The organism is Burkholderiales bacterium (assembly GCA_036262035.1).
Taxonomy (GTDB): domain Bacteria; phylum Pseudomonadota; class Gammaproteobacteria; order Burkholderiales; family SG8-41; genus JAQGMV01.
On record DATAJS010000031.1, the window covers coordinates 150,837 to 164,094 of the forward strand.

Here is a 13,258-nt window from a genome sequence, read left to right on the forward strand (position 1 = left end):
ACGGCTTCGCGGAGTGTTAAGTTTTCAGTCGCGCGTCGGCTGACCACGATCCACTCATCACTCAACACTGAACACTCAACACTTTCAGCGGGCTCGTCGTCGAGCCCGTTTTTATTTGCGAGACGACATGAACGAGCCCGCTGAAGAGCGCGACTGCCCGCCGCCCGTCAAAGCGACGACACCGCAGCAGCGCCTCCCCGAAGGCACCGTCGACTGCCACTGCCACGTCTTCGAAGACCCGGCGCGCTATCCGCTCGCCGCCGGCCGCAGCTATACGCCGCCGCTGTGCACCCTCGACGATTACGTCGCGATGTGCCACACGCTCGGCATCACGCGCACCGTGCAGGTGAACGCGAGCGTCTACGGTTTCGACAACTCGGTGACTCTGGACGTTATCGCCAAACTGGGCCAGGACAAGGCGCGCGGCGTCGCGGGGATCGCGCCCGACGCGACCGCGGAGCACATCGCGAAGCTGCACGAAGGCGGTTTTCGCGGCATGCGCCTCTCGACGCGCGTCAAAGGCTACGGCGGCATGGATTCGATCGAGCCGATGGCTTCGATGATCGCGCCGTTCGGCTGGCACCTCCAGCTCCACTGCGGCGCGAGCCGCGAGCTGGCCGAGATCGAAGCGCGGCTCATGAAGCTCGAAGTGCCGATCGTCTTCGACCATCTCGGCAGCACGCGCGGCGACGAGGGCGTAGGCTCGCCCGGCTTTCAGGCGATGCTGCGCGTGCTGAAGAACCGCGACGACGCGTGGGTGAAGATCTCGAGCTTCTACCGGCGCTCCGACGCCGGTCCGCCCGGCTACGACGACATGAAGCCGCTCGCGCAGGCGCTGGTCGACGCGCGGCCCGATCGCTGCGTGTGGGGCAGCAACTGGCCGCATCCTGAATGCAACGTCACCATGCCCGACGACGGCAAGCTCGTGGACGTGTTCTGCGAGTGGGTGACGGATGAAACGGTCCGACAGCAGATACTGGTGGCGAATCCCACGCGGCTGTATGGATTCGACAAGGCGTGACCGAGTGAACGGGTGAACGGGTCGGTCGAGGCCTACCGGGCGCCGTGGTGGCTGCCCGGCGGTCATCTGCAAACCCTGTACGCCGCGCTGCTGGCGCCGCGCCCGCGTGTCGCTTATCGGCGCGAGCGCTGGGACACGCCCGACGGCGACTTCGTCGACGTCGACTGGGTCGACGGCCCGGCGACGGCGCCGCTCGTCGCGCTCTTTCACGGCCTCGAAGGCGGCTCCACCAGCCCTTACGCACATGCGCTGATGGCTCACCTGCGAGCTCTCGGCTGGCGCGGCGCAGTCGTGCACTTCCGCGGCTGCAGCGGCGAGCCCAATCGCCTTGCGCGCGCCTACCACTCCGGCGACAGCGCGGAGATCGCCTGGATGGTGAGGCGGCTGCGCGAGCACGCCGCGACCGTGTACGCGACCGGCGTCTCGCTGGGCGGCAACGCGTTGCTCAAGTGGCTGGGCGAGCGGGGCGCCGACGCATCGAAGCTCGTCAGCGCCGCCGCCGCGGTCTGTGCGCCGCTCGACCTCATGGCGGCGGGCGACGCGCTCGGCCGCGGCTTCAACCGCGTCTACAGCCGTCACTTCCTGTCGACGCTCAAGAAGAAGTCGCTCGCGAAGCTCGCGCACTTCCCTGAGCTCTACGATGCGACGCTGGTGCGCTCCGCCCGCACCTTGCGCGCCTTCGACAACGTCGTGACCGCGCCGTTGCACGGCTTCCGGGACACCGACGACTACTGGACCCGTGCCAGCAGCAAGCCGTGGCTTGCGCGCATCGCGGTGCCGACGCTGCTGGTCAACGCGCGCAACGATCCTTTCATGCCCGAGCGTGCGCTACCGGGCGCCGGCCAAGTATCGTCGCACGTCACGCGGGAATTCCCCAGCGACGGCGGCCACGTCGGCTTCGTCACCGGCCCTTTCCCCGGGCGCCTCGACTGGCTGCCGCGGCGTATCATCGACTTTCTCCTGCAACACACCCCAAGGTAGCGCAATGACTGGAGCTGTTCAGGGCCGGCCGGTCCCGCCCGAGATATTCAAGGCGTACGACGTCCGCGGCATCGTGAAGACCGCGCTCACGCCCGAGGTCACCGAAGCGATCGGCCGGGCGATCGCCTCGGAAGGACGCGATCGCGGCGTGCAGGCGATCGTGATCGGACGCGACGGCCGCCTGTCCGGCCCCGCGCTCGCGGCCGCCCTCGCGCGCGGCATCCAGTCGGCCGGCGTCGACGTGATCGACATCGGCTGCGTCGCGACGCCGATGACCTACTTCGCGGCCTACGAGCTGCAGACGATGTCGTGCGTGTCGGTGACCGGCTCGCACAACCCGCCCGAGTACAACGGGCTCAAGATCGTGCTCGCCGGCGAGACGCTGGCGGGCGACGCGATCCAGGCGCTGAAACAGCGCATCGAGACCGGCAAGCTCGCGACCGGCAGCGGCACGTTCAGGCAGGAGGACATCCGCGAGCGCTACCTCTCGCGCATCGTCTCCGATATCAAGCTCGCGCGGCCGGTCGAGATCATCGTCGACTGCGGCAACGGCGTTCCCGGGGCGACCGCGCCCGAGCTCTATCGCAGGCTGGGCTGCACGGTGAAAGAGCTGTACTGCGAGGTCGACGGCAACTTTCCCAACCACCATCCCGACCCGTCGCACGTCGAGAATCTCGACGACCTCATCGCGACCCTGAAGAGCGAAGGCGAGATCGGCTTCGCCTTCGACGGCGACGGCGACCGGCTCGGCGTCGTGACCAGGAGCGGCAAGATCATCTTCCCCGACCGCCAGCTCATGCTGTTCGCGGCCGACGTGCTCTCGCGCAATCCGGGCGCCGAGATCATCTACGACGTCAAATCAACCCGCAATCTCGACGCGTGGATACGCGCGCGCGGCGGCAAGCCGCTCATGTGGAAGACCGGGCATTCCTTCATCAAGGCGAAGCTGCGCGAGACCGGCGCGCCGCTCGCGGGTGAGATGAGCGGCCACACCTTCTTCAAGGAGCGCTGGTACGGCTTCGACGACGCGATGTACGCGGGCGCGCGGCTGCTCGAGATCCTGTCGCGCGAGAAGGACGTGAGCGCGGTGCTGGAAGGCCTGCCCGACGCGGTCAACACGCCCGAGCTCCAGCTGAAGACCGCCGAAGGCGAGAACTACGCGCTGATCGAGCGGCTCAGGCAGACCGCGAAGTTCGAAGGCGCGAAGGAGGTCATCACGATCGACGGCGTGCGCGTCGAATATCCGGACGGCTTCGGACTCGCACGCCCTTCGAACACCACGCCGGTGATCGTGCTGCGCTTCGAAGCGGACACCGCCGCGGCGCTCGCGCGCATCCAGCAGGACTTCAAGCGCCAGCTGCTCGCGCTCAAGCCGGACGCGCAGCTCCCCTTCTGATTCCGCCAGTCAACGTCAGGCGGGCTCGATCTGCAGATCGAAAGCCTGCGTGAGTTGCGCCGGCGGACGCGCGCTGTCCCTCACCTCGACGAAGATGGTCGTGTCGTCGTCGGCGCTCTGAACGGTGCCGAACAGGGTGCCTTTGGCGTTGAGCTGAAGGTTCGGCGGCAACGTCCCCTGCACCAGCGCGAAGGCATACGGCGGCTGGCCGCCGCTCGCCTCGATGCTCACCTTCTTCGCCCTGCCGACCGTGAACTGCGGGAGGCTCTCGGTGATGAACGTGAGCGGCGCGTTCGCAGCCGGCCTGAAGACGGCGGCGATCCTGTCGAGGAGGCCGGCCGCTTTCTTCGCCGGCGCTTTCCTGCCGGCGGGTGCTTTCTTCTTCGCCGCGGGCCTGCGCGCGGCGCCCTTTTTCTTCGCTACGGGCCTGCGAACCGCCTTTTTCTTGAACGTGGCCCGCTTCTTCGCCGCGCTTTTCTTCTTCGGTGCAGCTTTCCTCTTCGCAGCCTTCTTCTTCGACACCTTCTTCGGAGCGGACTTCTTTCTCGCGGCCATATGCACTCCTCCGGTTGGGCTTACCCGGCCGCGGCCTCGCGGGCTGCAGCCCTCCTCTGCAACAGGGTGAGACGGCGCTGCACTTCGTCGTCAGCATAGCCGAGCCTGTCGACGAGCGCGAGGCGCGCGTGCTCCCCTTCCGCATCGAAGAACGACGAGTACGCGCACGACCGGCCCAATGTGTCCAGCGCCGCGGCGAGCAGCCAGTCGCGGAGCGAACCACGACGCTCCACCGCCTCGAAGCGGAGCGACGGCGCGAGAAACGGCTCGCGTCCGTCGATCTGCCCGACCTCGGTCAGACGCTGGACGATGGCCGAGAGGTGATCGACCGCGAGGCGCATGGCGCCGAGATCGAACGCCGCGCGGGCGGCGCTCGAGCGCCGCAGCGCCGTGGGACGATGCTCGCAGAGCCGTGTCAGCGCCTGCAGCGCCATCTCGAGCGCGCACAGGCGCACGGACGGATCGGCATCGCGGTCGCGCGAGAGCGCATGCAGCGCAAGCGCCTCTTCCAGCGCGTGCGATTCGCGCGCCGAAGCGCTGACCAAGCGCACAAGCGCGTCCGCGGCCGAACGCGGAAAGCGCTCGCGCACCTCGCGCAGGCACGCTTCGCGATCGGACGGCGAAGGCGCCGTGCGCACCAGCAGGCCGCGCGCGGCGAGCGCCGTCGCGCGATCCGGCTTGCACGCGAAGAGATTGAGGAGGTCGGGATCCGCATCCCGGCCGTCGAAAGGCACGAGCAAGTTCAGCGCGGGCACCAGCCGGTACGAGCCATAGCCGCTCGCCGCGAACGTCTCCGCGAGCTCGAAGTGCAGATCGGCGCCGGCCTTGACCTCGTACTGCACGAGCGGCGACAGCGCATCGAAGAAGCGCCGGCCGCCGGCGACGATATTCGCTTCTTCGCCTTCGGCGTCGATCTTGACGAAACCGATATCGTCCCACGCGTACATCTCGAGGCATTCGTCGAGCGAGGTGAGCCGCACGGTCTCGGACGCGGTCGCTGCGGCATCACCGCGTACCAATGCGTTGAGCTCCGAACGCGCCTGCACCGCGAGCTGCGCAGTGCCGGGCGCGTTCGAGACCGCGCGCCGGTCGAGCGTAACGTTCGGAAAGCCGTTCTCGGCGATGCTGAGCTCGAGAAAATCCGCGGGATGTGAAGCAGGCTCGAAAGCCCAGACGTGTCCCGCGGGCCCGACGGCGTGCGCCATCGACAGCGTATACACGCCGTAGTTGGCGCCGATGTCGAGCGCGCGATCGCCCGGCTCGAGGAGCACCCGCACGAAGCGGATCTCGTCCTCGAACCAGTCGTGCTGCTCCTGCAGCACGTACGGCGTGATCAGCTCGAGCGAATCGGGCACCACCACGCGGGTGCCGTCGACCAGAGTGACGGTGAGGCGGCGCGCGTCCATCAACGCGGCGCCGCGGCTACACGCGCTCTTCGACCCAGGCCTTGACCGACTCCAGCGCCGCCGGCAGCTTCGACGGGTCGGTGCCCCCTGCCTGTGCCATGTCGGCGCGGCCGCCGCCCTTGCCGCCGACCTGCTGCGCCACGTGATTGACGAGCTCGCCCGCTTTCACCTTCGAGGTGAGATCGGACGTCACGCCCGCGATCAGCGACACCTTGCCGTCGCTGGCCGCCGCGAGGACCACCGCCGCGGACTTGAGCTTGTCCTTGAGCTTGTCGACCGCTTCGCGCAGGCCCTTCGCATCGGCGCCTTCGAGGGCCGCCGCGAGCACCTTGATGCCTTTCACGTCGACCGCGCGGTCGGCGAGCTCGTCGCCCTGCGAGGACGCGAGCTTGGACTTCATGCGCGAGAGCTCTTTCTCGAGCGAGCGCACGTTGTCCATGATCTGCGCGATCTTGGCGTTGACGTCCTGCGGCGAGGTCTTCAGCGCCGCGGCGGCTTCGGCGAGCTTGGCTTCCTGCGCCTGCACGTACTCCAGCGCGCCGGGGCCGGTCACCGCCTCGATGCGGCGGACGCCCGCAGCGATGCCGGTCTCGCCGACGATCTTGAAGAAACCGATGTCGCCGGTGCGCTTGACGTGAGTGCCGCCGCACAGCTCGGTCGAGAACTCGCCCATGCCGATCACGCGCACCTCGTCGCCGTATTTCTCGCCGAACAGCGCCATGGCGCCCGCCTTGATCGCCTCGTCGTGCTTCATGATGCGCGCGGTGACCTCGGTGTTGCGGCGGATCTCGTCGTTCACCAGGCGCTCGACCTCGCGCTTCTGCGCCTCGGTCATCGGCTCGTTGTGCGAGAAGTCGAAGCGCGTCTTCTGCGCGTCGACCAGCGAGCCTTTCTGCGTCACGTGCGTGCCGAGCACCTTGCGCAACGCCGAGTGCATGAGGTGGGTCGCCGAGTGGTTCCACGCGGCGCGGGCGCGCGCGACGGTGTCGACGTGCGCGCTGACCGCGTCGCCGATGCGCAGCTTCCCGGTCTTGAGCGTGCCTTTGTGGCCGTACACCGTCGCCTGGATCTTCTGCGTGTCGTCGACGACGAAGGTGCCGCTGGACGCGACGAGCTCGCCGCGGTCCCCGACCTGGCCGCCCGATTCCGCGTAGAACGGCGTGCGGTCGAGCACGACGATCGCCTCGTCGCCGTGCTGGATCTCCTCGGTCTGCGTGCCTCCCTTGTAGAGCGCCACCACTTTCGCGTCGAGCGACAGATGCTCGTACCCGTGGAACTCGGTGGCGTGGCCGCTGTACTCGACCGACTGCGCCATGGTGAAGCGCGAAGCGGCGCGCGCGCGCTCGCGCTGGCGCTGCATCGCCGCCTCGAAGCCGGCGTGGTCGAGGTGCACGTTGCGCTCGCGCGCGATATCCGCGGTGAGGTCGACCGGGAAGCCGTAGGTGTCGTAGAGCTGGAACACCGTCTCGCCGTCGAGCATCTTGTCCTCGCGCATGAGCGCGGCTTCGAGCACCTTCATGCCGTTCTCGAGCGTCTCGGCGAAGCGCTCTTCTTCCTGCTTCAGCACCTGAGAAACCCGCTGCTCGGCCTGCACGAGCTCGGGATACGCATCGCCCATCGCTTTCGCGAGATCGGCGACGAGCTTGTGGAAGAACGGCTGGGTCTGTCCGAGCTTGTAGCCGTGACGGATCGCGCGGCGGATGATCCGGCGCAGCACGTAGCCGCGGCCTTCGTTGCTCGGGATCACGCCGTCGACGATGAGGAACGAGGTGGCGCGGATGTGATCGGCGATCACTTTGAGCGAATTGTTCCCGAGGTCCTTCGCGCCGGTCTCGCGCGCGGCGGCCTTGATGAGGTCCTGGAAGAGGTCGATCTCGTAGTTGGAGTGCACGCCCTGCATCACCGCCGCGATGCGCTCGAGCCCCATCCCGGTGTCCACCGACGGCTTGGGCAGCGGATTCAGCGTGCCCTTCTCGTCGCGGTTGAACTGCATGAACACGAGGTTCCAGATCTCGATGTAGCGGTCGCCGTCCTGGTCGGGCGATCCGGGCGGTCCGCCGGGGATGCCGGGACCGTGGTCGTAGAAGATCTCGCTGCACGGGCCGCAGGGACCGGTATCGGCCATCTGCCAGAAGTTGTCGCTCTGGTATTTGCCCGCACCCGGCTTGTCGCCGATGCGGATGCAGCGGTCGGCGGGGACGCCGATCTCCCGGGTCCAGATCTCGAACGCTTCGTCGTCCTCGTGGTAGACGGTCGTCCACAGCTTCTCTTTCGGAAGCTTGTACACCTCGGTCAGGAGCTGCCAGGCGAAGCGGATGGCGTCGCGCTTGAAGTAGTCGCCGAAGCTGAAGTTGCCCAGCATCTCGAAGAACGTGTGATGGCGCGCGGTATAGCCGACGTTCTCGAGGTCGTTGTGCTTGCCGCCCGCGCGCACGCAGCGCTGGGACGTCGTGGCGCGCACGTACGGACGCTTCTCCTGCCCGAGGAAGACGTCCTTGAACTGCACCATGCCGGAATTGGTGAAGAGCAGCGTCGGATCGTTGCCGGGAACGAGCGGGCTCGACGCGACGACCGCGTGTCCTTGCGACTCGAAGAACCTGAGGAACTCCCGGCGGATGTGCGATGATTTCATGTGCGGCGACGGCGCGAGCAGCACGCACCGCCTATCTTCATGGTTAAAAACGGGATTTTCGCTTGTAAGGGCAGTTGATGCAAACGGCGCGCGGGTGCGCACCGCTGCGGCGAACTACCGCCGTTCGCTCACCGGCGGCGACTTCGCCCCTTTCTCGAAAACCACGACCGAATCGTAGAAATGTACGCCGAGCGTGGTCGAGCAGAATTCCGACACCTCGACGGGTCGAGCCGCCTCCTGCGGGACCCGATATTGCCGATACCCGCCGGGCGAGCGGTACCACTCGTACAGCGCGTCGATCCTGTCCTTGGCGTATTCGATGAACGTGCCCTCCGGCCGATCCTGAAAGTCCGGCGAGTAGCTCGTGTGGGTGTCTTCGACGACGTACAGGTGTCGTGTGATCGGATACAGCGCTTCGAACGTCGTCACCTGCTGTGACATCGTATGGCCGCCGTCATCGAGGACGACGTCCACTGCACCGAGCTCATCGCGCACGCGGCGCAGGAAACCGGCGTCGGCCTGGTCGCCGATGAAGATGCGGCGGTCGCCGCGCGCGAGCCGTGCGGCGTCCGGATTGACGTCCATGCCGCAGATCACGGCGGACGGGCCGAGATACTCTTCCCACATCGCGAGCGAGCCGCCTTCTCCGACGCCGATCTCGAGCATGGTGACCGGCTGCCCGCGAAAGCGCTCGAGGAAGCGCTCGTAAATCTCGAAATAGTGCCGCCACTTATGGATGCCGTGCGCGCGCATGAAAATCTCGCGCAGGCCCGGCTGCGATTCGGTGCGTTTCGACCTGAGCTCGCCGACCAGCTTCGCGAGCAGGCTCATCCGAAAAGGCCGAGCGCGCGATGCGTATGTCTGCGCTTGCGGCGTCTATGCGATGATTTCACGGGTGCGGTCTTGGGGCCTGCGGCACGGAACGGTATGGAAAAAAACAGGATTTTCGATTGTAGAACACGCGCGCTGCGAATCGATGCGGGGCGCGGCGCCGCGGCTCGCGCATGCTGATCGCGCTGCTGAAAGGGCTGTGGCGCTCGCGATCGCCGCACAAAGTGCTCGAGTCGGCGGTGCGCGCGCTCGACGACGGTCAGTCTCGACGCGCGGCCGACCTGCTCGCCGAGGCCGTCCGGAAAGCGCCGCGACATGCCGAGTGCCATTTCTACGCCGGCCTCGCGCAATTTCGCCTCGGCGCGCACGCGGAGGCGCTGCGTTACTTCGAGCGTGCGATCGTGCTCGATCCGGATCGTGCGCTCTTCAGATATCAGGCCGCCGCAATGCAGCTCGCGCTCGGCGAGGCCGCGGCCGCGCGGGCGCTGTGCGAACAGGCGCTAGCGCTCGATCCGCTGCACAAGGAGACGCACTACCTGCTCGCCTCGATCGATCTGCCCGGCCCGCCGTACACCGCGCTGCTGGGCGAGATCCACCGGGCGCTGGCGCCGCACACCTACGTCGAGATCGGCATCGCGAGCGGACGATCCCTCGAGCGGGTGCTGCCGGCGACGCGCGTGGTCGGCATCGATCCGGCGCCGCGGATCGCGCGGCCTCTGCCGCCGAGCGCGCAGGTGTTCGCGATGCCGAGCGACGAGTATTTCGCAACGCGCGACGTGCAGAGCGACGTCGGCGGTCCTGTCGAGCTCGCCTTCATCGACGGCGCGCACGTGTTCGAGCAGGCGTTGCGCGACTTCATCAACATCGAGCGCAATTCGACGCGCGACTCGACGATCCTGCTGCACGATTGCTATCCGCTCACCCGCGAGACGGCGGAGCGCGAGCAACGCACCGTGTTCTGGAGCGGCGACGTGTGGCGGCTGGTGCTGATCCTCAAGAAATACCGGCCGGAGCTGACGATCTCGACGGTAGCCGCCGCTCCCACCGGCCTGTGCGTCGTGCGCGGGCTGGATCCCGCGTCGCGCGTGCTCGCGGAACAGCACGACGCGATCGTCGAGGAATTCATGGCGATCGATTACGGCGTGCTCGAGCAGGGCGACAAGGCGGCCCTGCTCAACCTCGTGCCGAACGATGCCGAGCGCCTGCTCGCGCTGGTTGCCGGAGCACCGCGGCGAGCTACTCCAGCCTGACGCCCGCGGCCTTCACGATCTTCGCCCAGCGCGCGACGTCGTCGCGCACCATGCGCGTGAACGCGGCGCCCGATTCGCCGCTGGGCTCCGCACCGAGCGCGAGCAGGCGCTCGCGGACTTCGGGCTGCTGCAGCGCCTTGGCGTATTCGCGCGCGAGGCGGTCGACGATCGGCTGCGGCACGCCCGCGGGCGCCGAGATGCCGACCCAGACCGAAACTTCCAGGTTGCGCACGCCGGCTTCGTTGAACGTGGGAACGTCCGGCAGCGCGGCCGAGCGCTTCGGCGCGGTCACCGCGAGCGGCTTCAGGCGCCCCGCGGCGATCTGCGGCTGCGCCGAGGCGGTGGACGTGAAGAGGCCGTGGATCTGCCGGGACAGCAGATCGTTCATCGCCGGCGCGGCGCCCTTGTAGGGCACGTGCGTCACGTCGGCGTGCGTGATCTGCTTGAACAGCTCGATCGTGAGATGGGTGTACGTGCCGTTGCCGGTCGAGGCGACGTTGACCTTGCCCTTGTTGGCGTGGGTGTAGGCGACGAATTCCTTCACGTTCGCCACCGGCACGCCCGGATGCACCACGAGCACGAGCGGCGTGTCGGTGAGGTGCACGATGTGCACGAAGCTCTTGATCGGGTCGTAGCCCGGCTTGTCGTGCAGCGCCGGGAAAATCGCCATCTGCGCGCCGGTCGACAGCACCAGCGTGTGACCGTCCGGCGTGGCGCGCGCGCCTTCCTGGGTGGCGATGAGCCCTCCGGAGCCCGGACGGTTGTCGACGACGATGTTGGTGCCCAGCGCCTGCTGCACCGGCGCCGACACGAGCCGCGCCGTGACGTCCTGCGAGCCGCCGGGCGTGAAAGGCACGAGCAACCGGATCGGTTTCGCCGGATAGTCGCGCTGCGCCGCGCCCGCCCCGACCGCCGCACACGCGGCTGCCGCGGCGCACAGCACGGCCGCAAACCGGTTGAACAGTTTCTTTTGCATCACGAATCCTCTCCTGCATCGTCCGCGCCGGCCCCGCGCACCACGCGCATGGCGATCTCGACACTGAAACCCCTCGCCTGCAGGAAACGGACGTGCCGCGCGCGTTCGGCCTGATCGGCCGGCGCGGTCTTGAACTTGCGCGCCCAGACCGCGCGCGCGGTGTCGAGCTCGCTCGATTTCAGCGCTTCGAGCTGGCCCGCGATGAGTTCGTGCGGGACGCCTTTGTCGGTGAGTGCCTGCCGGATGCGCGCGGCGCCGAAGCGCCCGCGCTTCGCGCGCACGAGCTGCTCGGCCGCGCGCGCCTCGGACAGCCAGCCCCGGGCCGTGAAATCGTCGAGGACGCGGGCGAGCTCGGCCGGATCCTCGACGTGGGGCTTGAGCTTCTGCTCGAGCTCGCGGCGCGTGTGCTCGCGCCGCGCGAGCAGCCTGAGCGCCCGCGCGGCCGGCGTGTCGTCGCTACGCTTCTTCGACTTCGGCTGCGACTGCACCGCTGGCCGCCGCGGTCGTGCCGACGCCGAGGATTGCGCGGATCTTGCCTTCGATCTCCTGCGCGGTTTCGGGGTGCTCTCTCAGGTACTCGCGGACATTGTCCTTGCCCTGGCCGATGCGTTCCTTGCCGTAGCTGTACCAGGCGCCCGATTTCTCGACGAGGCGGTGAAGCACGCCGAGCTCGATGATCTCGCCTTCGCGCGAGATGCCTTCGCCATAGAGGATGTCGAACTCCGCGTTGCGGAACGGCGGCGCGACCTTGTTCTTCACCACCTTGGCGCGAGTCTCGGAGCCGATGACTTCCTCGCCTTTCTTGATCGCCCCGATGCGGCGGATGTCGATGCGCACCGACGCGTAGAACTTGAGCGCGTTGCCGCCGGTGGTGGTCTCGGGGTTGCCGAACATGACGCCGATCTTCATGCGGATCTGGTTGATGAAGATGACCAGCGTGTTCGAGCGCTTGATGTTCGCGGTGAGCTTGCGCAGCGCCTGCGACATGAGGCGCGCCTGGAGGCCCATCTGGGGCTCGCCCATCTCGCCTTCGATCTCGGCCTTGGGGACCAGCGCCGCGACCGAGTCGACCACGACCACGTCCACCGAGCCCGAGCGCACCAGCATGTCGGCGATCTCCAGCGCCTGCTCGCCGTTGTCCGGCTGGGAGATGAGGAGCTGCTCGACGTCGACGCCGAGCTTGCCGGCGTACTGCGGATCGAGCGCGTGCTCGGCGTCGATGAAGGCCGCGGTGCCGCCCATCTTCTGCATCTCGGCGATCACCGAGAGCGTCAGCGTCGTCTTCCCCGAGGATTCGGGGCCGTAGATCTCGACCACCCGGCCGCGCGGCAGGCCGCCGATGCCGAGCGCGATGTCGAGACCCAGCGAGCCGGTGGAGACCACCTGGATGTCGCGCGCGACGTCCGATTCCCCGAGCCGCATGATCGAGCCTTTGCCGAACTGTTTCTCGATCTGAGAGAGCGCCGCCGTAAGGGCCTTGGTCCTGTTGTCGTCCATGGGAAATCCTCGAGTTGGTCCGTGAAAATTATCGCACAAATCCGGTATGACTACTGGATATATTTCCAGTAACGCCCGAAAGCCGCCGCGGCTGACGCCTAGACTGCCGGGCGTAATCGCCGTCGCATGCAGCCACTCTATCGGGCGTGTGGCTCATGGCGTGAGCCTGCGGATCTCGGATGCGCTTTCAGGCCGCGGGATCGACGTGCGTGAGGTTCGCCGGCAGCGCCTCGACGATCGCGAGCACGCCTTCGAGCGCGTTGATCACCGCCTGCCGGCGCACCGCCTCGCGATCGCCCGGGAGGTGCTTGACCTCGGTGTACACGGTGCCGTTCTTCAGTCCCCACGCGAAGCACACCGTCCCGACCGGCTTCTGCGGCGTGCCGCCGCCCGGCCCTGCGGTGCCGCTCACGGCGACCGCGACCTGGGCATGGCTCTCGCGCAGCGCGCCTTCGGCCATCTCGCGCACGCAGCGTTCGGACACCGCGCCCTGCCGCTCGAGCGTCAGCACCGAGACGCCGAGCATCTCGCGCTTCGAGATATAGGTGTAGGTGACGAAGCCCCGCTCGAACCACTCGGAGCTGCCGGGCACCATGGTCACCGCTTCGGCGACCCAGCCGCCGGTGCACGATTCGGCCGTGACGAGCATCAGGCCGCGCGCTTTCAGCGCCTGGCCGACGCGCTCGGCGAGCTCGTAGAGCTGCTCGGCCATC

General features: G+C 67.7%; 12 protein-coding genes. 4 read left to right on the top strand and 8 right to left on the bottom strand.

What is annotated here, in order from left to right; all coding sequences use genetic code 11:
* The first annotated feature begins 127 nt into the window (after positions 1-127).
* Genes VHP37_30655 through VHP37_30665 form a run of 3 tightly spaced genes read left to right on the top strand, consistent with a single transcriptional unit; the run spans position 128 to position 3,398 of the window.
* A complete protein-coding gene (locus VHP37_30655) occupies positions 128-1,021 on the top strand; it encodes an amidohydrolase family protein (GenBank protein HEX2830736.1) in 894 nt (297 codons plus the stop codon).
* Between the two features lie 12 nt (positions 1,022-1,033).
* Positions 1,034-2,002 (top strand): hydrolase, encoded by a 969-nt coding sequence (locus tag VHP37_30660; GenBank protein HEX2830737.1) that lies wholly within the window; start codon positions 1,034-1,036, stop codon positions 2,000-2,002.
* Positions 2,003-2,006: 4 nt separating this feature from the next.
* Positions 2,007-3,398: a phosphomannomutase/phosphoglucomutase gene (locus tag VHP37_30665; GenBank protein HEX2830738.1), complete on the top strand. Its 1,392-nt coding sequence runs from the start codon at positions 2,007-2,009 to the stop codon at positions 3,396-3,398.
* Positions 3,399-3,413: 15 nt separating this feature from the next.
* Here the strand turns inward: VHP37_30665 and VHP37_30670 are convergent, their stop codons facing one another.
* The 4 genes from VHP37_30670 to VHP37_30685 all read right to left on the bottom strand — a co-directional run bounded on the left by VHP37_30670 (position 3,414) and on the right by VHP37_30685 (position 8,822).
* The gene (locus VHP37_30670; protein ID HEX2830739.1) at positions 3,414-3,953 is read right to left on the bottom strand and encodes a putative Ig domain-containing protein; all 540 of its coding nucleotides are present in this window, start codon (positions 3,951-3,953) and stop codon (positions 3,414-3,416) included.
* Between the two features lie 20 nt (positions 3,954-3,973).
* A complete protein-coding gene (locus VHP37_30675; GenBank protein HEX2830740.1) occupies positions 3,974-5,359 on the bottom strand; it encodes an FkbM family methyltransferase in 1,386 nt (461 codons plus the stop codon).
* Between the two features lie 16 nt (positions 5,360-5,375).
* Complete coding sequence (alaS, locus tag VHP37_30680) at positions 5,376-7,991, bottom strand: alanine--tRNA ligase (GenBank protein ID HEX2830741.1); 2,616 nt, start codon at positions 7,989-7,991, stop codon at positions 5,376-5,378.
* Between the two features lie 114 nt (positions 7,992-8,105).
* Positions 8,106-8,822 (bottom strand): hypothetical protein, encoded by a 717-nt coding sequence (locus VHP37_30685; GenBank protein ID HEX2830742.1) that lies wholly within the window; start codon positions 8,820-8,822, stop codon positions 8,106-8,108.
* 173 nt (positions 8,823-8,995) lie between these two features.
* On the opposite strand from VHP37_30685, the gene VHP37_30690 reads away from it, so the two are divergent.
* A complete protein-coding gene (locus VHP37_30690; protein ID HEX2830743.1) occupies positions 8,996-10,072 on the top strand; it encodes a tetratricopeptide repeat protein in 1,077 nt (358 codons plus the stop codon).
* Here VHP37_30690 and VHP37_30695 read toward each other — a convergent pair.
* The 4 genes from VHP37_30695 to VHP37_30710 form a co-directional block, all read right to left on the bottom strand.
* Positions 10,059-11,048, bottom strand: coding sequence for a tripartite tricarboxylate transporter substrate binding protein (locus VHP37_30695; protein ID HEX2830744.1), 990 nt, complete (start codon positions 11,046-11,048; stop codon positions 10,059-10,061). The genes VHP37_30690 and VHP37_30695 overlap by 14 nt on opposite strands.
* Positions 11,048-11,536 carry a recombination regulator RecX gene (gene recX / locus VHP37_30700; GenBank protein HEX2830745.1) on the bottom strand — a complete coding sequence of 163 codons (489 nt, stop codon included), beginning with the start codon at positions 11,534-11,536 and terminating at the stop codon, positions 11,048-11,050. The genes VHP37_30695 and recX overlap by 1 nt, the downstream gene beginning before the upstream one ends.
* Positions 11,505-12,545, bottom strand: coding sequence for a recombinase RecA (gene recA / locus VHP37_30705; protein HEX2830746.1), 1,041 nt, complete (start codon positions 12,543-12,545; stop codon positions 11,505-11,507). The genes recX and recA overlap by 32 nt, the downstream gene beginning before the upstream one ends.
* Before the next feature lie 187 nt (positions 12,546-12,732).
* Complete coding sequence (locus VHP37_30710) at positions 12,733-13,257, bottom strand: nicotinamide-nucleotide amidohydrolase family protein (protein HEX2830747.1); 525 nt, start codon at positions 13,255-13,257, stop codon at positions 12,733-12,735.
* Position 13,258: the final 1 nt, after the last annotated feature.

Coding starts and splice junctions, on each gene's coding strand:
- recA (HEX2830746.1), bottom strand. CDS start 12,545: ATGGACGACAACAGGACCAAGGCCCTTACGGCGGCGCTCTCTCAGATC.
- VHP37_30655 (HEX2830736.1), top strand. CDS start 128: ATGAACGAGCCCGCTGAAGAGCGCGACTGCCCGCCGCCCGTCAAAGCG.
- VHP37_30710 (HEX2830747.1), bottom strand. CDS start 13,257: ATGGCCGAGCAGCTCTACGAGCTCGCCGAGCGCGTCGGCCAGGCGCTG.
- VHP37_30665 (HEX2830738.1), top strand. CDS start 2,007: ATGACTGGAGCTGTTCAGGGCCGGCCGGTCCCGCCCGAGATATTCAAG.
- VHP37_30685 (HEX2830742.1), bottom strand. CDS start 8,822: ATGAGCCTGCTCGCGAAGCTGGTCGGCGAGCTCAGGTCGAAACGCACC.
- VHP37_30690 (HEX2830743.1), top strand. CDS start 8,996: ATGCTGATCGCGCTGCTGAAAGGGCTGTGGCGCTCGCGATCGCCGCAC.
- VHP37_30695 (HEX2830744.1), bottom strand. CDS start 11,048: ATGCAAAAGAAACTGTTCAACCGGTTTGCGGCCGTGCTGTGCGCCGCG.
- alaS (HEX2830741.1), bottom strand. CDS start 7,991: ATGAAATCATCGCACATCCGCCGGGAGTTCCTCAGGTTCTTCGAGTCG.
- VHP37_30670 (HEX2830739.1), bottom strand. CDS start 3,953: ATGGCCGCGAGAAAGAAGTCCGCTCCGAAGAAGGTGTCGAAGAAGAAG.
- VHP37_30675 (HEX2830740.1), bottom strand. CDS start 5,359: ATGGACGCGCGCCGCCTCACCGTCACTCTGGTCGACGGCACCCGCGTG.